This window comes from Bacillus sp. 7884-1, from assembly GCF_002272245.1.
Taxonomy (GTDB): Bacteria; Bacillota; Bacilli; order Bacillales; family Cytobacillaceae; genus Neobacillus.
In genome coordinates, this window is record NZ_NPDD01000069.1 from 39,485 (window position 1) to 59,245 (window position 19,761).

Consider the following 19,761-nt stretch of genomic DNA (forward strand, 5'->3'; position numbering starts at 1 on the left):
TATTTTATACATCGATAGATTGAGAAGGTTAGAATATTGATAACGCTTTCTTATATTGCTTGGTAAGATAAAGAAAGTAATCTACCGTGATCAGCAAAGGGGAGTTACTCATTGACATTTAAAATTGCATTTATTGGGGCAGGTAGTATTGGATTTACAAGAGGGTTATTACGGGATATTTTGTCTGTCTCAGAATTCCATAATATTGAGGTAGCATTTACAGATATTAACCCAAAAAACTTGGATAGAGTTACAAAGCTGTGTCAACGAGATATTGATGAAAACAACTTGAATATAAAAATACAATCGACAGTCGATCGCAGGAAAGCATTTAGAAATGCAAAATATATATTTTCGCTTGTACGAGTAGGTGGGTTAGAGGCATTTCAATATGATATTGACATTCCATTAAAATACGGCATAGACCAATGTGTAGGAGATACACTTTGTGCTGGTGGAATTATGTACGGGCAGCGGGGAATAGCAGAAATTCTTAATATCTGTAAAGATATTCGTGAAGTTGCAGACCATGAGTGCTTGTTGCTCAATTATGCTAATCCAATGGCAATGATTACATGGGCTTGTAATAAACACGGTGGTGTTAAGACTATTGGACTTTGTCATGGTGTACAAGGGGGACACCGACAAATTGCTAAAGTGCTAGGTCTAGAGAAACATGAAGTCGATATAATCTGTGCTGGTATCAACCATCAAACATGGTATATCCAAGTAAAGCACAATGGTGAAGATATGACAGATAAGCTTCTCCATGCATTTGAAAATCACCCGGAATTTAGTAAAACGGAAAAGGTTCGCATTGATATGCTAAGACGTTTTGGCTATTACAGCACTGAATCAAATGGTCATTTAAGTGAATATGTGCCTTGGTACCGAAAACGTCCAGAAGAAATTAACGATTGGATTGATCTTGGAAGCTGGATAAATGGTGAGACCGGGGGATATTTAAGAGTTTGTACGGAAGGAAGAAATTGGTTTGAGACGGATTTTCCGAACTGGATGAAAGAACCTGTTCGTGAATATAAAGAGGAAAATCGTGGTGAGGAACACGCATCCTATATTCTTGAAGCCCTAGAAACTGGAAGAGTATACCGAGGACACTTTAATGTCGTTAATAATGGGATTATTTCAAATCTACCAGATTACTCGATTATCGAGGCGCCTGGATATGTTGATCGAAATGGTATTAGTATGCCACATGTAGGAGAGCTGCCACTGGGCTGTGCGGCAGTTTGTAATGCTAGTATCACCGTTCAATACCTTGCAGTGGAAGCTGCAATTCATGGAGATGATTATCTATTACGTCAAGCCATGATGATGGATCCATTAGTAGGAGCAGTGTGTAATCCGAAAGAAATTTGGCAGCTTGTAGATGAGATGCTAGTGGCGCAGGAACAATGGTTACCACAATATCAGGATGCAATCGTAAATGCTAAAAAGCGATTAGAATTTGGAAAATCAATTCAAGCTAAGCACAATAAAGGTGCAGCGCGGTTCAAAGTCAAAACAGTAGAAGAAATGGCTAAAAACCGAGAAGCAGCAAATAAGAATGCTGGTGAATCTGACAAAGCGAAGGAACGCCCTTCTGCAGTGAAATAAATGGAATAAAACGGGGATGCTGGACGTTACTTTTAAAGGATTTAAGTATTAAACAATTATGAAATAAGGGGGATGGGAAACGATGATTCAAAAAAAGGATGTAGAATTTTACAAAGAAGAAGGTTATTTATTAGTTAAAGGCGTGTTTAATATGCAAGAAGTCGAAGCTATGCGAAGTGGTATAGACAATATCATTCGACGAGCAGCTGAAGCAAAAAGGGATGAGAATGCCGCATGGGATGGTGATTATTTGCCAAAGGAACAAATAAGAAGACTCGTATTGAAGGGATTTCATAACGTTCATTATCATGACTCTGTCTTCTTAAATGCCCTATTTCATGTAAATATGGTTTCTGTATTAAAAAAATTAATAGGGCCAAATGTACAACTTCATCATTCAAAAATGCTTGTTAAGCCACCTGAAAAAGGTGCTGCATTTCCGATGCATCAAGATTACCCTTACTTTCCTCATGAAAAACACAGCATGTTGGCCGCAAGTGTACATTTAGACGAAAGTAATGAAGAAAACGGCTGTCTGCGTGTCATCCCTAAGTCACACAAACAAGGTGTCCTTTCGCATGTTGGGCGACACTACTTAAATCACAAAGAATATCCTATTTCTAGTGGAACACCTTGTCCAGCTGAACCTGGAGATGTATTATTTTTCAATTATTTAACGATTCACGGTTCTGATGTAAACAAGAGTGGACGAAATCGCAGAAATGTTTTATTTCAATATCGTGATGCATCGGATTTCCCTATAGAAGATACACATTTTGATTGGGGAATGGGATTAATGGTTAGTGGTGAAAATCCTCATTTTGATAAGGTGACACCAAAGTATACGCTTGGTTAATTTCCAAATATTATAGGAACATTTGAATACCATAATGTCTCTTTCCGGTTTTGTCTTATTAGGTATAGTGGTTCCTTCATCACTATTTTTATTTTTTCAACCATTGCCAATTATAATGTCAATTGGCTGATTGCGTTAAAGAACTCTTTTTTCTTTTCAGTTAAATATCTACTGATTACTCTAATCAAGAATCGAGCAATTTGGTTTTATTTTCAAGAGATGAGAATACATGAAAATTAACTCTTATACAATCTGATATAACGATGCCACATCCAGTTTGTGTTAAGTTTTTAGGATAATAGACAGTTTTTACAATAATTCAACCTTACAATACATCTAATTGAACAATATAAAATATGGGTATCTAATTTAAGATACCCATTTTTGTTTTATATGGTCCAATAACGCTGGCCGATAACGGCATCTTAACAAAGCTTAGGCCTGATAGACGATTCGCCCTTTTACCATTGTCCACAGGACCTCGAAACGATCGTTCATTAGAACTAAGTCAGCATCTGCACCGGATTTAATCCGGCCTTTTTTCTCAAATCCCAGTATATCTGCGGGTGACTGTGTCGCCATCTTAACTGCGTCCTTTAAAGAAATTCCCAATTTAACTGTTTTTGCCAATGCTTCATTCATTGTCACCGTACTTGATGCAAGGGTACCGTCGTCTAACATAGCAACTCCATCCATTACGCGAACTTCATGACCCCCGAATAAGTATGTTCCATCCCCCATTCCCATAGCTTGAAGGGCATCTGTAATTAACACCATTCTATCTGGACCCTTTTCCCGGTATAAGAGCCTTACAATGGCTGGATGAAGATGGACATCATCCACGATTGCTTGAACACTAACACTGCTTTCTTCAAAAGCTGCTAAAATCAAACCCGGGTCACGGTGATGAATTGGCCGCATCCCATTAAAACAATGAGTAACATGGCTGGCACCACACTTAAATGCTTGTTTCGCATCATCATAAGTGGCATCAGAATGGGCAATAGCAGCAATGATCCCTTGTTCCTTTAAAAAAGAAATCATCTCAAGACCGCCTGGCAATTCAGGCGCCAGCGTCACCATGCGGAGCAATGGACCAGTTTTCTGCATGATGGTTTTCATTTCTTCCAAATCAGGATGCCTTAAATACCGCTCATTTTGCATACCTTTTCGTTTTACATTTAGATAAGGACCTTCTATATGAATGCCAATGATTTGAGCCCCAGGTTCGCTGCCAGCCAGCTCTTTTACATTGGTAATCATTTCAAGAAGATCTTCTAAGGAGGAAGAAACTGAGGTGGCTAAGAAGGAGGTGCATCCTGTCTTTGCGCAAGCTTTAGAAACTGCTTCCACACTGCCAACAGTACCGTCCATCATATCAAAACCTTCTGCTCCATGAATATGTACATCAATCATTCCTGGAATTAGAATCTGGCCGTTTCCATTGATTTCATAATCAGCGGAAAAGTCAGAACACCTATTGCCAGTATGAACCGATTCAATTTGCCCATTCCGAATAAGTATGCTTCCAAGTATTGGTTCTTCATCGAAGATTACACGAACATTACGAATTAAAATAGAATTCATGATTTTGATAGCCCCTTATTTTTAATAGTTTTGAAACATTCCTATTTAATATATTTTCAATGTTTCCCGCTAAACTTAGTTCGCCTATTGAACAAACCAAGTTTCTACGAAATTTGATATGCCATCTGGCGATACTCTTTAGGGGATCGCCCCGTATACCTTTTAAATTGTTTATTGAAGGTACTTAAGGACTGAAATCCGCTTGCATAGGCAAGGTCAATGATACTCTTGTTCGTCGAACGAAGGAGGTCCATTGCGCTTTGTAGGCGCAGGAAGTTAAGAAATTCATTTGGACTAAGTCCAGTCAACCTGCGGAACTCATTAAAAAACATTGTTCTCCCCATTTTTGCCTGCCAGGATAATGTTTCAATATTTATAGGCTTCTGATAATTTTCAAGCATGTACCCCACAATTTCAACAATTCCAGAAGATGGTAATTCCGAATTATCTGCAGATTGAGATTCTTTAGCAAACTGATTTACTTGCAGTAAAATATTGATTAAATGCATATATTGACGGGTCACCCAAAGATCTTCTTCCTTTTCTTGATCTTCCATCGCAGATACAGCCGCCTGCCTTATTGCTCTTGCGAAAATCGTGTTAGACGGGATAATGGGCTGTATTCCTTGTGCAGTATAGAAAGGCTTAAGAAGCTGAATTCCATCAGGGATTTTACGTACAGCAGACGGTGTGAACAGGAGGAGAATACATTCGAACGGTTGATCAGGCTGAGCAAAACTCCAGTGCGGCTCGAATGGACGGCATAAAAACACATCTCCCGGCTTCCCGAGGTAGGTGTGTTCGTTAAACCTATATTCTAATTCATTATTAATAACTACCCCTATTTCTAAACAATCATGGACATGCAAATCATGCTCCTCATGTGACCCCCATACACGGCAAAACGCAAACGATCGCTGTAAACGTAAGTGTTCTACATACATTTTTCACAACTCCTAAACAATCTTTTCTTTGAACAAAATGATAAGTTTTCAGCTTAATTGGAGGAGAACTTAATTTATTGGATATGGTAGAGTAAAACCATTAATATTCTACAGAGGTGAATAAATTTGAGAATTTATATAATTGGCGCGGGCGTAATTGGCCGGACACATGCGGAAGCGGCAAAAAAACTTTCCGAACAGATTCAATTGAGAGCTGCTGATACAAATCCTGCTGCACTAGAAGCATTTTGCAGCCAATTTCCTGAGACAATTGGCTTTACAAGTGTGGAAGAAATGCTGAACTCCGAGACTGCACAAAACGATGATATTGTAATTATCTGTACACCGCCGACGGCACATTTTGATCCCTCAAGACTTTCAATTGAGTCTGGCCGCCATGTTCTTTGTGAGAAACCTCTAGCGATGAATGGTTCTCAAGCTCAAGAAATGGTCCAGCTTGCAGAAAAGCATAACCGATTATTAGGATGCTGCAGTGTACGTTTTAAAGGCATGCCTCACATGGAGGCAGTAAAGAAAGTAATCAAGTCCGGATCTCTAGGTGAAATCTATCATGTTACGTTTGTTAACAAATGGGAACGAAGCCGATCAGGAATCGAATATCAGCCTGCAAGCCGCTGGTTTTTAGATTCAACACTAAGCGGCGGAGGCGTGTTAATGGATTGGGGACCTTACGACTTTGCCACATTGAATGACATACTCAATCCAACCTCCATTGAGATAAATACTGCATGGACGGCGAAGCCCCATACTGAAATTGATCCCATGGATACACCCTTCGATGTTGAAACTCATGTCGGCGCCTTCATGACTTTCAGCAGTGGTAACCATCCAATTCACGTCCATTACGAGCGTGCTTCATGTGCACACGGAGAAAGTTATGTAAGGGCGGAAATCGAGGGTACACTTGGTTCACTTAGGTGGACACCATTTGATTCTAGGCAGCCTGTCTTCTTTCGTTACGATAAGCACGGGCAACTTGTAGAGGAACAGGTAGAAACAGGACCGCGAAGTGAGTACACGATTTTCGACAATCCACTCCTTCACTTTTATCGAAAAGTGAAAGGCATTGAATCACATGCTAACGTTAATCAACAAGCACTGAATAATTTTCTCTGCCTTACATCCATATATACAACTGCAGAAACCGGACAAAAACAACTGATAGAAATGGTGCAGAAAGGAGTAACACTTTGAACATCAAAGGATTTTCATCAAATATGTACGGCTGGACAGAACGCTGGAAAATGGATGGCAAAAAACCACAGTGGGAAGAATTATTCCGCGCTTGTGCAGAAGCAGGTCTTGATGCTGTCGAGATTGATGCTGTTACTGAAAAACTAAAATTGGCACGTTCCTTTGGGTTGGCAGTATCTGCCTCCTATATCGGTCTCCCTTTACATATACCATTCAACGATCTTGGAGTGGAGCAAACGGTGTTACCATTTGCTGAACGCTTGGCAGCAGCAGACGGCACCGATTTACTAATAAATGCTGACCCTATCAATTGGAAAAACCCAGTTCCTAAGTCGGAGGATCATTTCAAACAGCAGGGTGAAAACCTATCTCGTATATCCGAACTTGTTGCCTCCCTAGGTTTAAAGGTTTGTCTTCATAACCATGCTGCAGACAATCACAATGCCAGAGGTGACTTAAGATCGGCCATCCAATATGCAGATCCGCATGTTGGACTATGTATAGATACTGGCTGGGCATATGTATCTGGCTGCAATCCCATTGAGTGGGTAACTGACTATCCGGATCGAGTCTTTGCCTTCCATTTACGTAATCAACGTGGGCATGTACCAAGTGAAGACTTACTTGAAGGAGAGATTAATTTCGTCTCCTTGCTCGATTCCGCAGCAGCTGCAAAGTATAACGGCTGGCTAGCACTTGAACTATGGCATCCACAAAGCACCCAGCCCGTTCGAACTATGCTGGAGGATGTGGAGCATTCACTCGATTATTTAAGGCATATTCTTCATAATCGTCATGTGAAATTAGCGGATAATAAGTAAACACAATTAGATATTCTTCATAATAAAGGCGGAAACCAAACTAAACGGTTTCACGCCTTTTGTTCGATTTAATTAATGATTGTTGAAAGCTCCCCTTTTGTATCTTTTAAAACTGTAAACTATAACATAAACACACCAGGAGTCAGGGTTAGTCTTTCACTATAAACGTTAGCTTTTTACCTTCATTGATTTCACGAATTACGCTAGGGTCAACCTTTGGCTTTCTGTCATATGTTAAAAGACCATTAATCTCCTGTTCGACATCTGTAAGTTGGGTATAACAGAATCCTTGAACGAGCGGTGATTCCAGCAAACTAGAAACAACATGATAATATCGCTCGATAAAATCTTGATCATTTGAGGCAGATGTATAGCCCCATCCTTGCCATTCACTTTTCTGATAGGCAATACCGCCAAACTCCGAAACCATAATGGGCTCACCATGATACTGATAGCCAGGGACAAATAAAAAACGGTCTGCAGGTGTAAACTGTAATGTAGTATCAAGCTTTGAATACCGTTCCTTTAATACTTGCTTTTCACCTTCATAGTCATGAATGGTTAAGACATCTGAAACGGTGTGTTCCCATCCGTCATTTGAAATAACTAGACGCGACTGATCCAATGATTTGGTTAAATAGTACATACTTACTAAATGATTCGCTTGATGGGGATCCCTCTTTAATCGAGGAACACCCCAGCTTTCATTAATAGGTACCCAAGCAACAATAGAAGGGTGATTATAATCGCGTTCTATCGCTTCTTGCCATTCAGACGAAATCCGTTTTATGGCTTTGTCTGTAAATGTATGGCTGTTAGCCATTTCACCCCAGACAAGAATTCCTAATTGATCTGCCCAATATAGATAACGAGGCTCCTCGACCTTTTGGTGTTTCCTCACTCCGTTAAAGCCCATATCTTTCGTTTTTTCGATATCTCTCTTTAAATCTTCATCCGTTGGGGCGGTTAGTAGACTAGCAGGATAATATCCTTGATCTAGAACCAGTTTCATATAATAAGGCTTATTGTTTAATTCAATTTTTCCGTCATTAATAGAAATTTTTCTCATCCCAAAATAGCTTTCAACTTTATCAACAATCTCATTTTCTACATTTAAACAGAGTTTAATCGTATAAAGAAATGGTTGTTCCGGGCTCCAAAGTTTTCCGTTACCGCTCTCGAAATCCTTCAACAAAACCACTTGTTTATTCTTGCGTTGAACAAGATTTACTTTACAAGACTCTTTTGCAACAACTAAATCTTGAGAATAGATTTCTATTTCTAGCTCTTGTTTTTCTGATCGGTTCTGAATAAAATATTCAACCGTTACTTCACCTGTATCGATGTTGGGTGTTAGTTTTACTCTATCAATGAAAGAGTGATTTACTGGCTCCAACCAAACAGTTTGCCAAATGCCGGTTGTTCGGGTATAAAAAATCCCTTCCGATTCCTCCTCCCAGTATTGTTTTCCACGCGGCTGCTCTAAGTCGGTTGATACATCTTCTACCCTTACAACAACTCTATTTAATCCCTCAATTAAATTATCTGTTATATCAGTAAAAAACGATGTATGCCCTCCTTCATGAGAAGTAACAAACTTTCCATTAACCCAGACAGCTGCACGATAATCAACGGCACCAAAGTGAAGATGTATTTGTTTCCCCTGCCACTTTTCTGGAATCATAAATGTTCTTTCATACCAAACAACATCATGGAACTCATTTGTATGAATACCGCTTAGTTTCGATTGAAATGGATACGGAACCGTAATTTCTTGTTGATAATCATGTTTTACATACCACTCTTCTCTTAAACCAATATTGTGATCATCGAATTCAAAGTTCCATTGGCCGTTAAGATTTAACCACTTATTTCGATTGAAATTAGGTCTTGGATATTCCGGTCTAGGAATCATATTAGTCATCGAGTTTTCTCTTCCAACATTAATTGCTTAAGAGTATCAACATTAATCGAAAGACTTTCATAAGGGTCCCGTTCAAATTCCTCCTGCTCAACCGTGAACCACTCAACACCAACTTTATTCCCTATCTTAATAAGCGAGGCAAAATCAAGTTGACCTCTTCCTATTTCAATACCAGTCTTTTTACCTTTAACTATTTTCATATCTTTAATATGCAGGGACACGACACGATTTTTATATATTTGAATGATTTCTAACGGGTCATGATCCGCGAAGCTAGCCCAATAACAATCTAATTCCATTTTCACTAAATCAGGGTCTGTGTGTCCAAATAGCAGATCAAATCCCGTTTCACTTCCAAACTGTTCAAATTCAAATGCATGGTTATGATATCCAAAAGTAAAACCTGCCTTTTTACATGTTTCACCAATTTGATTCAGTGTCTCTGCTGTTTTCTTATAATCATCAGCTGTCTGTCTCATTTCCTTTGGAAGCGCAGGACAAATAAGTAAGTTATTATCAATGGCACTATGGTATTCAAACGTCCTCTTTAATTCATCATCTAAAAGCTTCTCGATCCCTACATGTGCCCCTGCAACTAAGATTCCATTTTCTTTTAATACATTTTGTAGTTTGTCAGCTGGAGTATGATAAAAGCCCGCAAATTGGATTGCTTCGTATCCAAGCTCTGCCACTTTTTGAATCGTTCCTAAAAAATCTTTTTCGGCATCCTTCCACACAGAAAATAATTGCAAGCCAATTTTACTCAATGGAAATTCCCCCTAATTATTAAATAAGAGGCGACTTAAAGTAATACCTGCCGCCCCTCATTTCTGAAATTTTTTAGTTAAACTTGTACATGTTCACTTAATTTGACAGCTTCACCTTTAGCCGCTGATTCATATAGTCCGTTGATGATTTGTTGGAGATAAACGCCTTGTTTGGCGGTACTTAATGGTGTTGTACCTTCTAAACATGCGTCTACAAATCTACTAAGTTCAAGTTCATGATAATCTCTCTTTGGTAAATGTGCTGGAGTGAGATCAATTAACGATTCATGTTTTTCTTGATAGATCTTTAGTGGGAAGACATCTGCTCCACCATTGTCCCCCATTAACGTCACATTCATTTCATCAGCCTTCTCGACGTTAGCAGCAAATGCAGACTCCAATAGAATGGAAGCCCCATTTTTGAAAGTGATCATTCCGCGCGCCATATCTTCAACCGAGAAATTCTCCCAATCCCATGATCCCATGAGTCCTAGTCCTTTTCGGTTCCCAAGTTTTTGATAGGTTACTCCAAATACGGTATCCGGCTCTGGATAACCCATTAAATATAATGCCGTATCCAACATATGGACACCGATATCAATTAAAGGCCCTCCGCCTTGAAGTTCTTTGTTTGTGAATACACCCCATCCAGGAATTCCCCGGCGGCGCATTGCCGTTACACGTGCAGCATAAATATCACCAAGTTCGCCAGCGTCGATAAAGCGCTTTAACACTTCTACCTGTGGTGCATGACGATAATGGAATCCATAAGTTAGGATTTTTCCAGCCTTTTCAGCAGCGATGGCCATTTCCTCTGCTTCTTTTGCGGTCATCGCCGGCGGCTTTTCACATAGAACATGGCATCCTGCATTTAATGCGGCTATTGTGGCATGATAATGGAATTTATTTGGTGTACAAATACTGACCGCATCCAATTTTAAAGTCTGAAACATTTCTTCATAACTTCTAAAAGCATGAGGAATATTGAATTCTGCTGCTAATTGATCAGCCTTTTCCTTTACAACATCACTTACTGCAACTATCTCAACTTTTTCTCCGCATTTTAAATAGTTTGGAATATGTGCATGCTTTGCGATGCCGCCCGCTCCGATAATCCCAACTCTTAATGTTTTCCCCATTTTTCTTTCCCTCCGATTCATACTCTTTGTTTATCTATTATAATTTCAGCTGTTTCTACTCTTCGGCCTCGATCCTGCGATAGCAGTGCTGCCTGATTGATTAACGTTAACCCTTGAACATCAGTATCCGTAATGGTTGGTACTGTTTCATCAATGATCGAATTTACCCATTGCTCCATCGGCATAGGAAGTGCGTCTGGCAGCCTTTCAGGGGCATTCCATCCTTCGCCTGCCGATTTAGAATTTAAGCGAATCTTATTATCTTCTATTAATAAAGCTCCCTCAGTCCCATACAGTTCCAGCTGGAAAGGGCTGCGTCCTGAAAGAAATCCCGTTTCAATCGTTCCTAAAGCACCGTTTTCATATTCAATAATAGCGACGGAATTAACATCCACTTCATAGCCAAATTGTTTTTGTAACCTAGCTGTCACAGCTTTTACTGGTCCTGCAAGGCGATTGGTTAAATATATCGGGTGCGCCCCTAGGTCAATAAATGCACCACCGCCGCATTCCTCTTTATTAAAAAAGTGTTTGGGAAGCCATCCGTTTGGATTTCCCTCAAAGGGAACCGCACCATTATGTGCTAATCGGCAACGAATATAAGTCAGTTTCCCTATCAACCCTTCATTGACAACCTGCTGGGCGTATAAATAGTAATCTTCAGTTAGCCGGGGCAAAGAAACCATCAATTTTACTTTGTTTTTTTGGACTTCCTCATAAATCTCTTTACAATCTTCCACCGTAAAAGCCAGTACTTTTTCTGTAAAAATATGTTTTTTATTTTTTGCCGAAAGAAGTATGATCTCTTTGTGAAGGTTTGTTGGCGTATCTACAATGACTGCCTCAATCTCCGGGTTAGATAAAACTTTCATTAAATCTTGTTCAAAAGGAACACCTAGCTTTCTTGCCCACTCTTTCCCACGTTCGGCATTTTCATCCCAGACTACTTTGATTTCCAGATGTTTATTTTGATTTGCTTGATGTGCATAATCGTCAGCATGAACATGCCATTTACTTAATAAAGCAACATTTACCATTGAGTAACCTCCTTTTGCAAGTTTGATTTTTTATTAGAATGTAAAATTCATAGAAGTCAGGGGAAAAAACAAACTTATTTGCTTTTTCTCCTCACTACCTTTCTATCTAGAGAAAGCGTGCGAAACCAATTTACCTATAATAATCCCTCTTGACCTCGCACAAAAAATTCCAAATTAGCTTTGTTAACTCCATTCAAGCAAACGTATCTTCTGATAGAGGTACTACAATTACTTCCACACCTCTTTTTTCAATTTCTTTCAGGATTTCTTGATCGGCAAGGTCACTGGTAATAAACATATCTGCTTGATCAAAAGGGCAAAAAGGAGTTAAACCTGCTCTTTTAAGTTTGCTGTGGTCAGCCACAACAACAATCTTTTGTCCTGCAGAAACCATCGCCCGTTTCATTTCCGCATCATACAAATCAGAGCTTGTAAACCCATGCCTTAATGAAATTCCGGCTGTCCCAAGGAACACATAATCGGCATTGTAGTTTTGTAATTCAGTCTCTACCTGCGGCCCAACAAGACTCATTGAATTCTTCCTTAGTTTCCCGCCTAATAAGTAGATAGAGGCGGTTTCATCCTTGCTGCATTCCTCAGCTACGTTCATAGCATTGGAGATAATCGTCAAGTTACTTTTATCAGGTAAGTTTTTCCCCACATACCAAGTTGTCGATCCTGCATCAAATATGATGGTTTGGCCCTCTTTTATCAATTGGGCTGCGGCCTTCCCAATTAACTCCTTCTCACGAGAATATTGAAGTTTTCTTTTATCCACAGGAGGAATCAAGAATTGGTTTTGGTCTTCCTCTATTAAGACTGCTCCACCGTAGTTTTTCTCGGCAACGCCTTCTTTTTCAAGCTGGTTCAAATCCCGCCGGATTGTTTCTTCTGATACATGCAGCAAATCAACAAGATCAGAAACCTTTACACTCTTATTTTTTATTAATAGCTCTTTTATTAACTTACGACGCTGTGACACAATCATGTACTTTACTCCTCTTGTCTTAAGTAAGTGCTCATTAGACATTCTTATTCTTCCCACTCCAGTAAATTATTTTCCATTACTAGTTCGGACGAATCTTTTGGAATACGGAATGTCTTTATTTCTGACGGCTTAAACTTAGTCTTTATTTTTCGGTTCCATTTAGGAAGAGAAATGATGGCCGTAGTTTCATCATTTGCTGTTTCATAGGCACGCACAATAAGATCCTCATTGTCCTCCGCTTGCTTTATGACACTTACTATGACATTCTCAACATCAACAGACAAGAAAGAATCTTTTTGTGGAAGTGAACCTTTATGATAGGTTTCAATAATGCTAATTGGTTTTTGGTTCAATTCTGCTGCACGTTTTACAGTTCCAGCTGCTTCCCAATTTCCTTCATGCGGCAGCATGGAGTAAGTGAATCTTTGAATTCCCTGGTCAATAAATGAATAATATCGGTCTTCTTCCGGTACTAGCGGGTCATGATGTGCATAAATCGGGCTGCGAAGGACCGTCATACTCATTTCTTTGTTATGGATATCGAAGCTGTATTTGCCATCATTTATTAAGCTGAATCCGTATACTTCGCCTGTTGATGGATGAGTTCCAGAAGTATCAATCCAGTTTTGTCCAGGCTCTTCTTCTCCATTTCCCTCTCTAACAATGTGCCCATAAGGAATTTCATAGGTTGATTTTCTGAAGATAAGATCGACTGGGAACTTAAGCTTTAGTGCTTTAAATTGTTCCTGCCAGTTTATTGTACAATGGACATCAATCTGGTTTAACTCATTATACATGGTAAAGTCTTGAACGAGTGTCGATTTTCCATAGTCACTGATAACGCGGATGACAGATTTTACTGGACCATGTTCCACCAGTTTGACGCTGGTTGCTTTAAATGTGCCTGCTTCGCCATTAAATTGAAGAACATTATGCGACCATGTGTCGCTATGATCGTTAATGACGACTGGTCTTGCTGCTGGCCCTCCTAGTATTTCAAGGTGCTTTTGTTTATCAAATATGCTCGTGACAAATCCGGTTTGTTGATCGATTACAACTCGAAAATGGTGATTTTCCAAGCTAGTGTCACTTGCTTTGATGGATGTAAATTCTTTACCAGTTTCACGTTGAACGATTTTATATACCCGGTATCCCATTGAAGGAAGATTGGCAATAAAGCTGATCCTTGAACGGCCACCAGCCGTTGCCTGCGATTGAACCACTTGCATCGGAACTTGATTTCCCTCTTCATCAACTAAAATATCCTCTAGCTTTAATCCGCCTATTTCTTGTTCAACATTTACAGTACTGTTCCACGAATGAGGATTAAAGATAACAATCGGTTTCATCCCTTTTTCTTCTTCTATATCAATTCTCCAGGACAAAGATTGAATCGCGTAGTTGACACCCCGTTTAGCAATCGACATGGCCTCTCCGTGCATATCCCGGGCATCCTCATATGCTGCTTCAATACTCGTCCCTGCTAAAATGTCATGGAATTGATTGAATAATACATTTTTCCATGCCTGTTTATATTCAGAAGCCGGATATTTTTGTCCTGTCGTCCATTCCGCAAGTGCCGAGAATTTCTCAGCTTTAATCAGGGAATTTTCTGCCTCACGGTTCCATTTTTTAATTCCCGAATGAACAGAGTAGCATCCGCTTGCATGGTGCTGAAGGTCATCATGGACAACCGGGAACGGAAGATTCTTTGCCATGAGTTCATCAAAAAATTTATTTACTGTGCTAAAAACGAGCGTTGGATATGACGGATTTTCATTTAATTGTTTAATGCTTTCGATATTTTCCTTCGTTGGACCACCGCCATGGTTACCAACACCGTAAAATGTCATTAAATCATTAAATGGTGCTTTTAATTCTCCTGCATTTCTACGTATATGTTTTTCAACATCCTTGCCCCATGTACAATATTCAAATGGAATACGATAGGCTAAAACGCGTGAGCCGTCATCTGATTCCCACCAGAACAACCTTCCGGGCAGACCTTTTTCCTGCGGGCTTGGACGCATAAAAATATAATAATCCATGCCGCTTTTCTTTAATATTTGTGGAAGCATACCATGATGTCCAAAACTATCAACATTATAGCCAACCTTTGCGATTACCCCAAATTTCTCTTGGAAATAACGCTGTCCATAAAGACCTTGGCGTACAAACGACTCCCCGCTCGGGAGATTGCAATCCGGCTGAATCCACCAGCCGCCGACAATTTCCCACCGACCTTCTTGAATACGCTGTTTGATTTCTTCAAACATCTCAGGCTCATTGTTTTCAATCCATTCATAATTAGCGGCTGAACTATTCGTGAACACGAAATCTGGATACTCCTTCATCCGATCAAGCGCAGACCTAAATGTTGCTTTTGTTTCCTGGAATCCTTCCTGCCATTGCCATAGCCATACGGGGTCAAGATGGGCATTTCCAATCATATGTAAGGTTTTTTCTTTTGTTTTAGGCAATTGTTTTTCCATCATCGAAATATTCTTTTCAGTCATTTTTTGCACCTCCTAAAATTGGCAAATCCTTTATCGTTATAAGTGCTTCTGCATGCTGGCCGAAACGCCGCTTACCTACCGTAAGATCCACTGCAATTCGTTCCCTGTAACCCGTTGTTCCTGCAGGAATTGTAATGGATGTTGTAAATTGTGCTTCTTCATTGCCAGGCAGCTTCGTTTTGAACTCTCTCTTATTGATTTCCCAACTGGCTGGCGTGATCATTTTTGCCATGACTTCGTTTTCTTCTGGGAAAGGGTTCTTTATTTCAACGGTTACAGAAAAAGTTTGCCCTGACTGTACCTCTGTTTGGTATGGCTGAATGAACGCTCCAAAGCCTTCCGCCCCAAAATCCAGTTCATCTAATGGCAAAAGGTCTTTATGGAGCTGTTCAAGCACCTTCCCTTTTTCTTCGATTTGCAAAAGAAATTCCTCCGTTACGATGACAGGATCCCAATGTCCAGAAATAATTAGGTCAGGTTTAACAGACTTATAGAGTTCAGCACTGTCAATGTAGTCCGATATTCTGAATCGGTTATGGTACACATAATTGAATTGGCCATTTTCACCCTGATATTGGTCTCCAATTGCAAGAACTTTTTTCCCATCTACCATAAATTCAATAGCAGCCGCATATAGTGTATGCCCTGCCTGCTCATAAACAATAAATTCAAACTCTTCCCACTTAAATATTTGGTTTAATGGCAGCTGTTTATCCACTTTTATCGGATCATACCACACACACGGCAAATCATATTTTTTGGGGTTTTCCAATACTTCTGCCACGTTTTCAGGGCACCAAACCTCAGTTCCTTCTACATCCCGCAATAGGTTTATTCCCGCCACATGATCATCATGAAAATGGGTTGGAATGACAACATCGATTTTTTCAACCCCGTACTGTTCCTTTAACCTTGAAAGAGTATATAACCAAGGTCTTCTTGAAGCCCTGTCACTCCCAGATCCGATTCCGCCAATAAAATCGTAACCAAAGTCAATAAACAGCGCTTTGCCACTTTGCGATAAAACGACATAGGCATTGGACATGCTTGTGCAGTTTTGCAATAAATGAGGTGTAATGGCTTGATATGGATTTTCCCGCAATTTAAATAATCTTGGATTCTGCTTTCTTTGTTCCATCAATACGGCATAACGCTCAATTAGGAGTTCCATAGCTGAAAATGGCTCCTCCATTATTTGCCCATGAGAGGGCAGAAGCAAATCAGGTTCCCGATCTTTTAAATCCAATAGCGAAAGCACACTTAAAGCAATACCCTCACCACCGTTGTAGGACCATTGTGTAGCCGCTAACGACCAAACCTTTCCAGGGGCATAAATCAGATCACCTGTAAACGCTGTCTTCTTATCGTCAATTTCCGCTATTATGGTAATGGAACCGATTGAATGGCCAGGGCTGGGAATAATCGTGAACTTAATCCCGTTTATAACATGTGTAGAATAATCTTTTAATGTTTTATACACTGGTACAGATTGAAGGAGGGAAAAACGGTCCTGTCTCATATTGTAGTTGTTATTAATTTCCCTACCCAGCCAATGTTCATCGATATATTGAAATAAATCTTGTTCATTTTGAGGTACCCAAATTCGGATCCCTTCCTTAACAGCAGCAGGAAGCCCCTGGCACTGATCCCGGTGGTGATGGGTCATGAAAACATCTGTTACGCTCTCAACCCCGATTGTATCAAGATGCTTGAGAACATTTCCATCCCCAAAGTCAATTAAGACCGCCTTTTCTTCGGTCTTAATCACGTATACATTACATGTATCTTCATATAAGTAAAGATTTGTTGAGATTTTCTTCATCACAATATGAATGACCCCATTTCCCAAAAAACTTTCGACTTATGCCTGAAAGCTTTCTGCCTGTTCAGCGCTACCAAGAAAGTACTTGATTTTTTCAATTACTGTTGCCTCAACTGCATTTTGAGCAATTTCTAACTGCTCCTTTGAAAGTCCTTTGCACTCCTCGTTTGTCATTCTTTCTTCCCTGCCAAGGGCGTTTAAAAGTGCAAGTTCTAAATCGGTTGCGATATTAACTTTACTTATACCGCCATTCGGAAGCTTTGTCGCCTCTTTAATCATTTCAGATGGTACACCAGATCCTCCGTGGAGAACTAAATGAACCGGGGTTAATTTTCTGATTGCCTTTAAGCGGTCAACGTCGACCTTTGGCTGTTTGACTAGATAGACACCATGTGCCGTTCCGACCGAAACAGCCAGCGCATCACAGCCTGTCTCGTTCACAAATTGCAACGCTTCTTCCGGATCGGTGTAAAGCTCTTCATCGTTGTCAGTTTCTACAAAATCAGTTGTTCCGATTTTTCCTAGCTCCGCTTCGACAGAAACACCTTTTGCATGGGCAAATTCAACTACTTCTTTACTGATGGCAATATTTTCGTCCAGCTCTTTTTCAGAAGCATCAATCATAACAGAAGTAAACCCAGCTTCAATCGTATCCTCAATAACAGAAAAATTCTTTGTATGGTCAAGATGAAGGACGACTGGCACTGTGATTTTCTCTTCCTCCATTGCCTTGTAAAATTCTTCACCAAATTCAAACGGGGTAATGCCATAGCGAATTAATTCTTTTTCGGATATTTGGACAATCAAAGGAGATTTTGTCTTTTCCCCTGCTCGTAAAACCGGACGAATCATCGGTGTATATCGTGGTGAGAATGAACCGATTGCATACCCCTTTTTTTCAGCTTCTACTAAGACTTCTTTTAGCGGCAGTACATTTAATAGATTAATATTCTTTGCCATAAACCTTGTCCCCCTTTGATTTCGTTTTCATTAAACCGTTACAGCCTAGCGAAAACTTTGATAAAAGTTCCGCAAATGTAGTTGAAGACCCATATACCCTTCTTCGTACAAGCGTTTATATTCATAATGGTATTGCTGATTAGGTGTTATTTCTTTAAGATTAGTATATTGGATTGCTTTCGCAGCTTCTTCTTCGTTCTTATAAATCCCTGAGCAAATCCCTGCTGTAATAGCCGCTCCAAGCAGGGTCGCTTCATTTAGCTCCGGAATGGTCAAATGGCAGTTTGTAATGTCTGATTTTATTTGCATCCAGTAATGGTTTTTTGTCCCTCCGCCAACAGAAATCATTTGATTAATCCGATGTCCCGCCATTCTTTCAGCTGCTCTGCGAATCGATTCCAGTTCATATGCAGTTCCCTCCATCATCGCTTTCAAAAGATCTTCACGTTTATGAGATGTCTTGAGACCGATGAAAGCTGCTCTTGCGAATGGGTCGGGCTGTGGGGAACCACTCCCAGATAAGTATGGATAGTATAAAATACCGGACGGCCCCTCAATTACTTTGGCTGATAGACTCATAATTTCATCATAGGACATTTTTTGATCAGAAAACTGCTCTCTAAACCATTCAACTGAACCTCCAGAGGCTGAAATTCCTCCCATCCAAAAGAATCTGTCCTTCACGACATGACATCCAAACGTAATACCTGATGCAAATTCCAGTTCCGTAAGCTGCTTTTTCTCTATCGCCCCTATTAGTGTTTCAGCGGTACCAATAGAATCAAATACATTTCCAGGGGTGATAGCACCAACGGCAAGGGCAGCTACGAGGTGGTCATGGCCTGCAACTGTAACAGGTATCCCTCTGGATATTCCAAGCTCCTCCAACTCTGTCGACAGAGTAACTCCCATTTTTGTTCCGCTTTGCAATGCTTCCGGAAATAATTGGTTCGGAAGATTAAAATGCCTAATCCAGTCCTGGTCCCATGCATGTTGATCAATCTGAAACGCATAGGTTCTTGCCGCCAAAGAATAGTCTGTTGCAAAATTACCGGTAAGCATAAAAGCAATAAAATCTGAAGCTGACAGCCAGACCGCCCCGTCCAAAATGTCTGCTTGCTGCTTTTTTAAGCGTATGATTTTTGCAAGCCCATATTTGTAACTATTGTGGAGACCGGTTTTCTGAAAGCGATGCAAAGGGTTATCCTCATTGGAAATTTCCTCAGCTTCGGCTTCAGCACACCGGCTGAACCATGGAATGAAATGGGTCCTTGGTTTTCCTGTTTGCCTGTCCACGAGGAGCCCAGTTTCTGCCATACTTGTAATGCCGATAGCAGATACTTTTTCATCACAGCAGGGCATAATCTCCTTTAAACAACTTGTAATATTTCCCCATATATCATCAGGTAAATAATACGGTTCTCCTTGCTTGGTATAATGGGCAATGGTTGGACGAACAGCTATCTGAATAACGGATCCATTATCTTTAAATACCCCTGCCTTACAATGAGTAGTCCCAATATCAATCCCAAGTAATGCCATTAATTAAACAATTCCTTCCTTTAAAA

At 40.1% G+C, this 19,761-nt stretch carries 15 protein-coding genes and 1 pseudogene; 5 read left to right on the forward strand and 11 right to left on the reverse strand.

Annotated elements, in window-relative coordinates; translation table 11 throughout:
* The first annotated feature begins 111 nt into the window (after positions 1–111).
* The 3 genes and pseudogenes from CHI06_RS09365 to CHI06_RS30420 form a co-directional block, all read left to right on the forward strand.
* Positions 112–1,617 (forward strand): alpha-glucosidase/alpha-galactosidase, encoded by a 1,506-nt coding sequence (locus CHI06_RS09365; protein WP_095248269.1) that lies wholly within the window; start codon positions 112–114, stop codon positions 1,615–1,617.
* 82 nt (positions 1,618–1,699) lie between these two features.
* Entirely contained in the window at positions 1,700–2,473 is a 774-nt protein-coding gene (locus CHI06_RS09370; RefSeq protein WP_095248271.1) for a phytanoyl-CoA dioxygenase family protein, read from the forward strand.
* A gap of 179 nt (positions 2,474–2,652) precedes the next feature.
* Positions 2,653–2,772: pseudogene (locus CHI06_RS30420) on the forward strand (beta-propeller fold lactonase family protein); the annotation flags it as partial.
* A gap of 136 nt (positions 2,773–2,908) precedes the next feature.
* Here the strand turns inward: CHI06_RS30420 and nagA are convergent.
* Together nagA and CHI06_RS09385 are read right to left on the reverse strand one after the other, a co-directional pair.
* Positions 2,909–4,060 (reverse strand): N-acetylglucosamine-6-phosphate deacetylase, encoded by a 1,152-nt coding sequence (nagA, locus tag CHI06_RS09380; RefSeq protein ID WP_095248273.1) that lies wholly within the window; start codon positions 4,058–4,060, stop codon positions 2,909–2,911.
* A 104-nt stretch (positions 4,061–4,164) separates the two neighbouring features.
* Entirely contained in the window at positions 4,165–5,004 is an 840-nt protein-coding gene (locus CHI06_RS09385) for an AraC family transcriptional regulator (RefSeq protein ID WP_095248275.1), read from the reverse strand.
* Between the two features lie 126 nt (positions 5,005–5,130).
* Here CHI06_RS09385 and CHI06_RS09390 point away from each other — a divergent pair, with 126 nt between their 5' ends.
* On the forward strand, positions 5,131–6,219 hold the full coding sequence (locus CHI06_RS09390) for a Gfo/Idh/MocA family protein (protein ID WP_142300936.1): 1,089 nt from the start codon (positions 5,131–5,133) through the stop codon (positions 6,217–6,219).
* On the forward strand, positions 6,216–7,040 hold the full coding sequence (locus tag CHI06_RS09395) for a sugar phosphate isomerase/epimerase family protein (protein ID WP_095248278.1): 825 nt from the start codon (positions 6,216–6,218) through the stop codon (positions 7,038–7,040). The genes CHI06_RS09390 and CHI06_RS09395 overlap by 4 nt, the downstream gene beginning before the upstream one ends.
* 148 nt (positions 7,041–7,188) lie before the next feature.
* Here the strand turns inward: CHI06_RS09395 and CHI06_RS09400 are convergent, their stop codons facing one another.
* The 9 genes from CHI06_RS09400 to CHI06_RS09440 all read right to left on the reverse strand — a co-directional run bounded on the left by CHI06_RS09400 (position 7,189) and on the right by CHI06_RS09440 (position 19,735).
* Entirely contained in the window at positions 7,189–8,964 is a 1,776-nt protein-coding gene (locus CHI06_RS09400; protein WP_095248280.1) for a glycoside hydrolase family 2 protein, read from the reverse strand.
* Positions 8,961–9,731, reverse strand: coding sequence for a sugar phosphate isomerase/epimerase family protein (locus tag CHI06_RS09405; protein ID WP_095248282.1), 771 nt, complete (start codon positions 9,729–9,731; stop codon positions 8,961–8,963). Before CHI06_RS09405 ends, CHI06_RS09400 begins: the two co-directional genes overlap by 4 nt.
* Positions 9,732–9,808: 77 nt before the next feature.
* On the reverse strand, positions 9,809–10,870 hold the full coding sequence (locus CHI06_RS09410; RefSeq protein ID WP_095248284.1) for a Gfo/Idh/MocA family protein: 1,062 nt from the start codon (positions 10,868–10,870) through the stop codon (positions 9,809–9,811).
* A gap of 17 nt (positions 10,871–10,887) precedes the next feature.
* Complete coding sequence (locus CHI06_RS09415; RefSeq protein WP_095248286.1) at positions 10,888–11,907, reverse strand: Gfo/Idh/MocA family protein; 1,020 nt, start codon at positions 11,905–11,907, stop codon at positions 10,888–10,890.
* Positions 11,908–12,100: 193 nt separating this feature from the next.
* Positions 12,101–12,895: a DeoR/GlpR family DNA-binding transcription regulator gene (locus CHI06_RS09420; protein WP_179292575.1), complete on the reverse strand. Its 795-nt coding sequence runs from the start codon at positions 12,893–12,895 to the stop codon at positions 12,101–12,103.
* Positions 12,896–12,939: 44 nt separating this feature from the next.
* On the reverse strand, positions 12,940–15,411 hold the full coding sequence (locus tag CHI06_RS09425) for an alpha-mannosidase (RefSeq protein WP_218833092.1): 2,472 nt from the start codon (positions 15,409–15,411) through the stop codon (positions 12,940–12,942).
* A complete protein-coding gene (locus CHI06_RS09430; protein WP_257009220.1) occupies positions 15,404–17,233 on the reverse strand; it encodes an MBL fold metallo-hydrolase in 1,830 nt (609 codons plus the stop codon). The genes CHI06_RS09425 and CHI06_RS09430 overlap by 8 nt, the downstream gene beginning before the upstream one ends.
* A 39-nt stretch (positions 17,234–17,272) precedes the next feature.
* Positions 17,273–18,193: a class II fructose-bisphosphate aldolase gene (locus tag CHI06_RS09435; protein ID WP_095248291.1), complete on the reverse strand. Its 921-nt coding sequence runs from the start codon at positions 18,191–18,193 to the stop codon at positions 17,273–17,275.
* A 45-nt stretch (positions 18,194–18,238) separates the two neighbouring features.
* On the reverse strand, positions 18,239–19,735 hold the full coding sequence (locus CHI06_RS09440; protein WP_095248293.1) for an FGGY-family carbohydrate kinase: 1,497 nt from the start codon (positions 19,733–19,735) through the stop codon (positions 18,239–18,241).
* Positions 19,736–19,761: the final 26 nt, after the last annotated feature.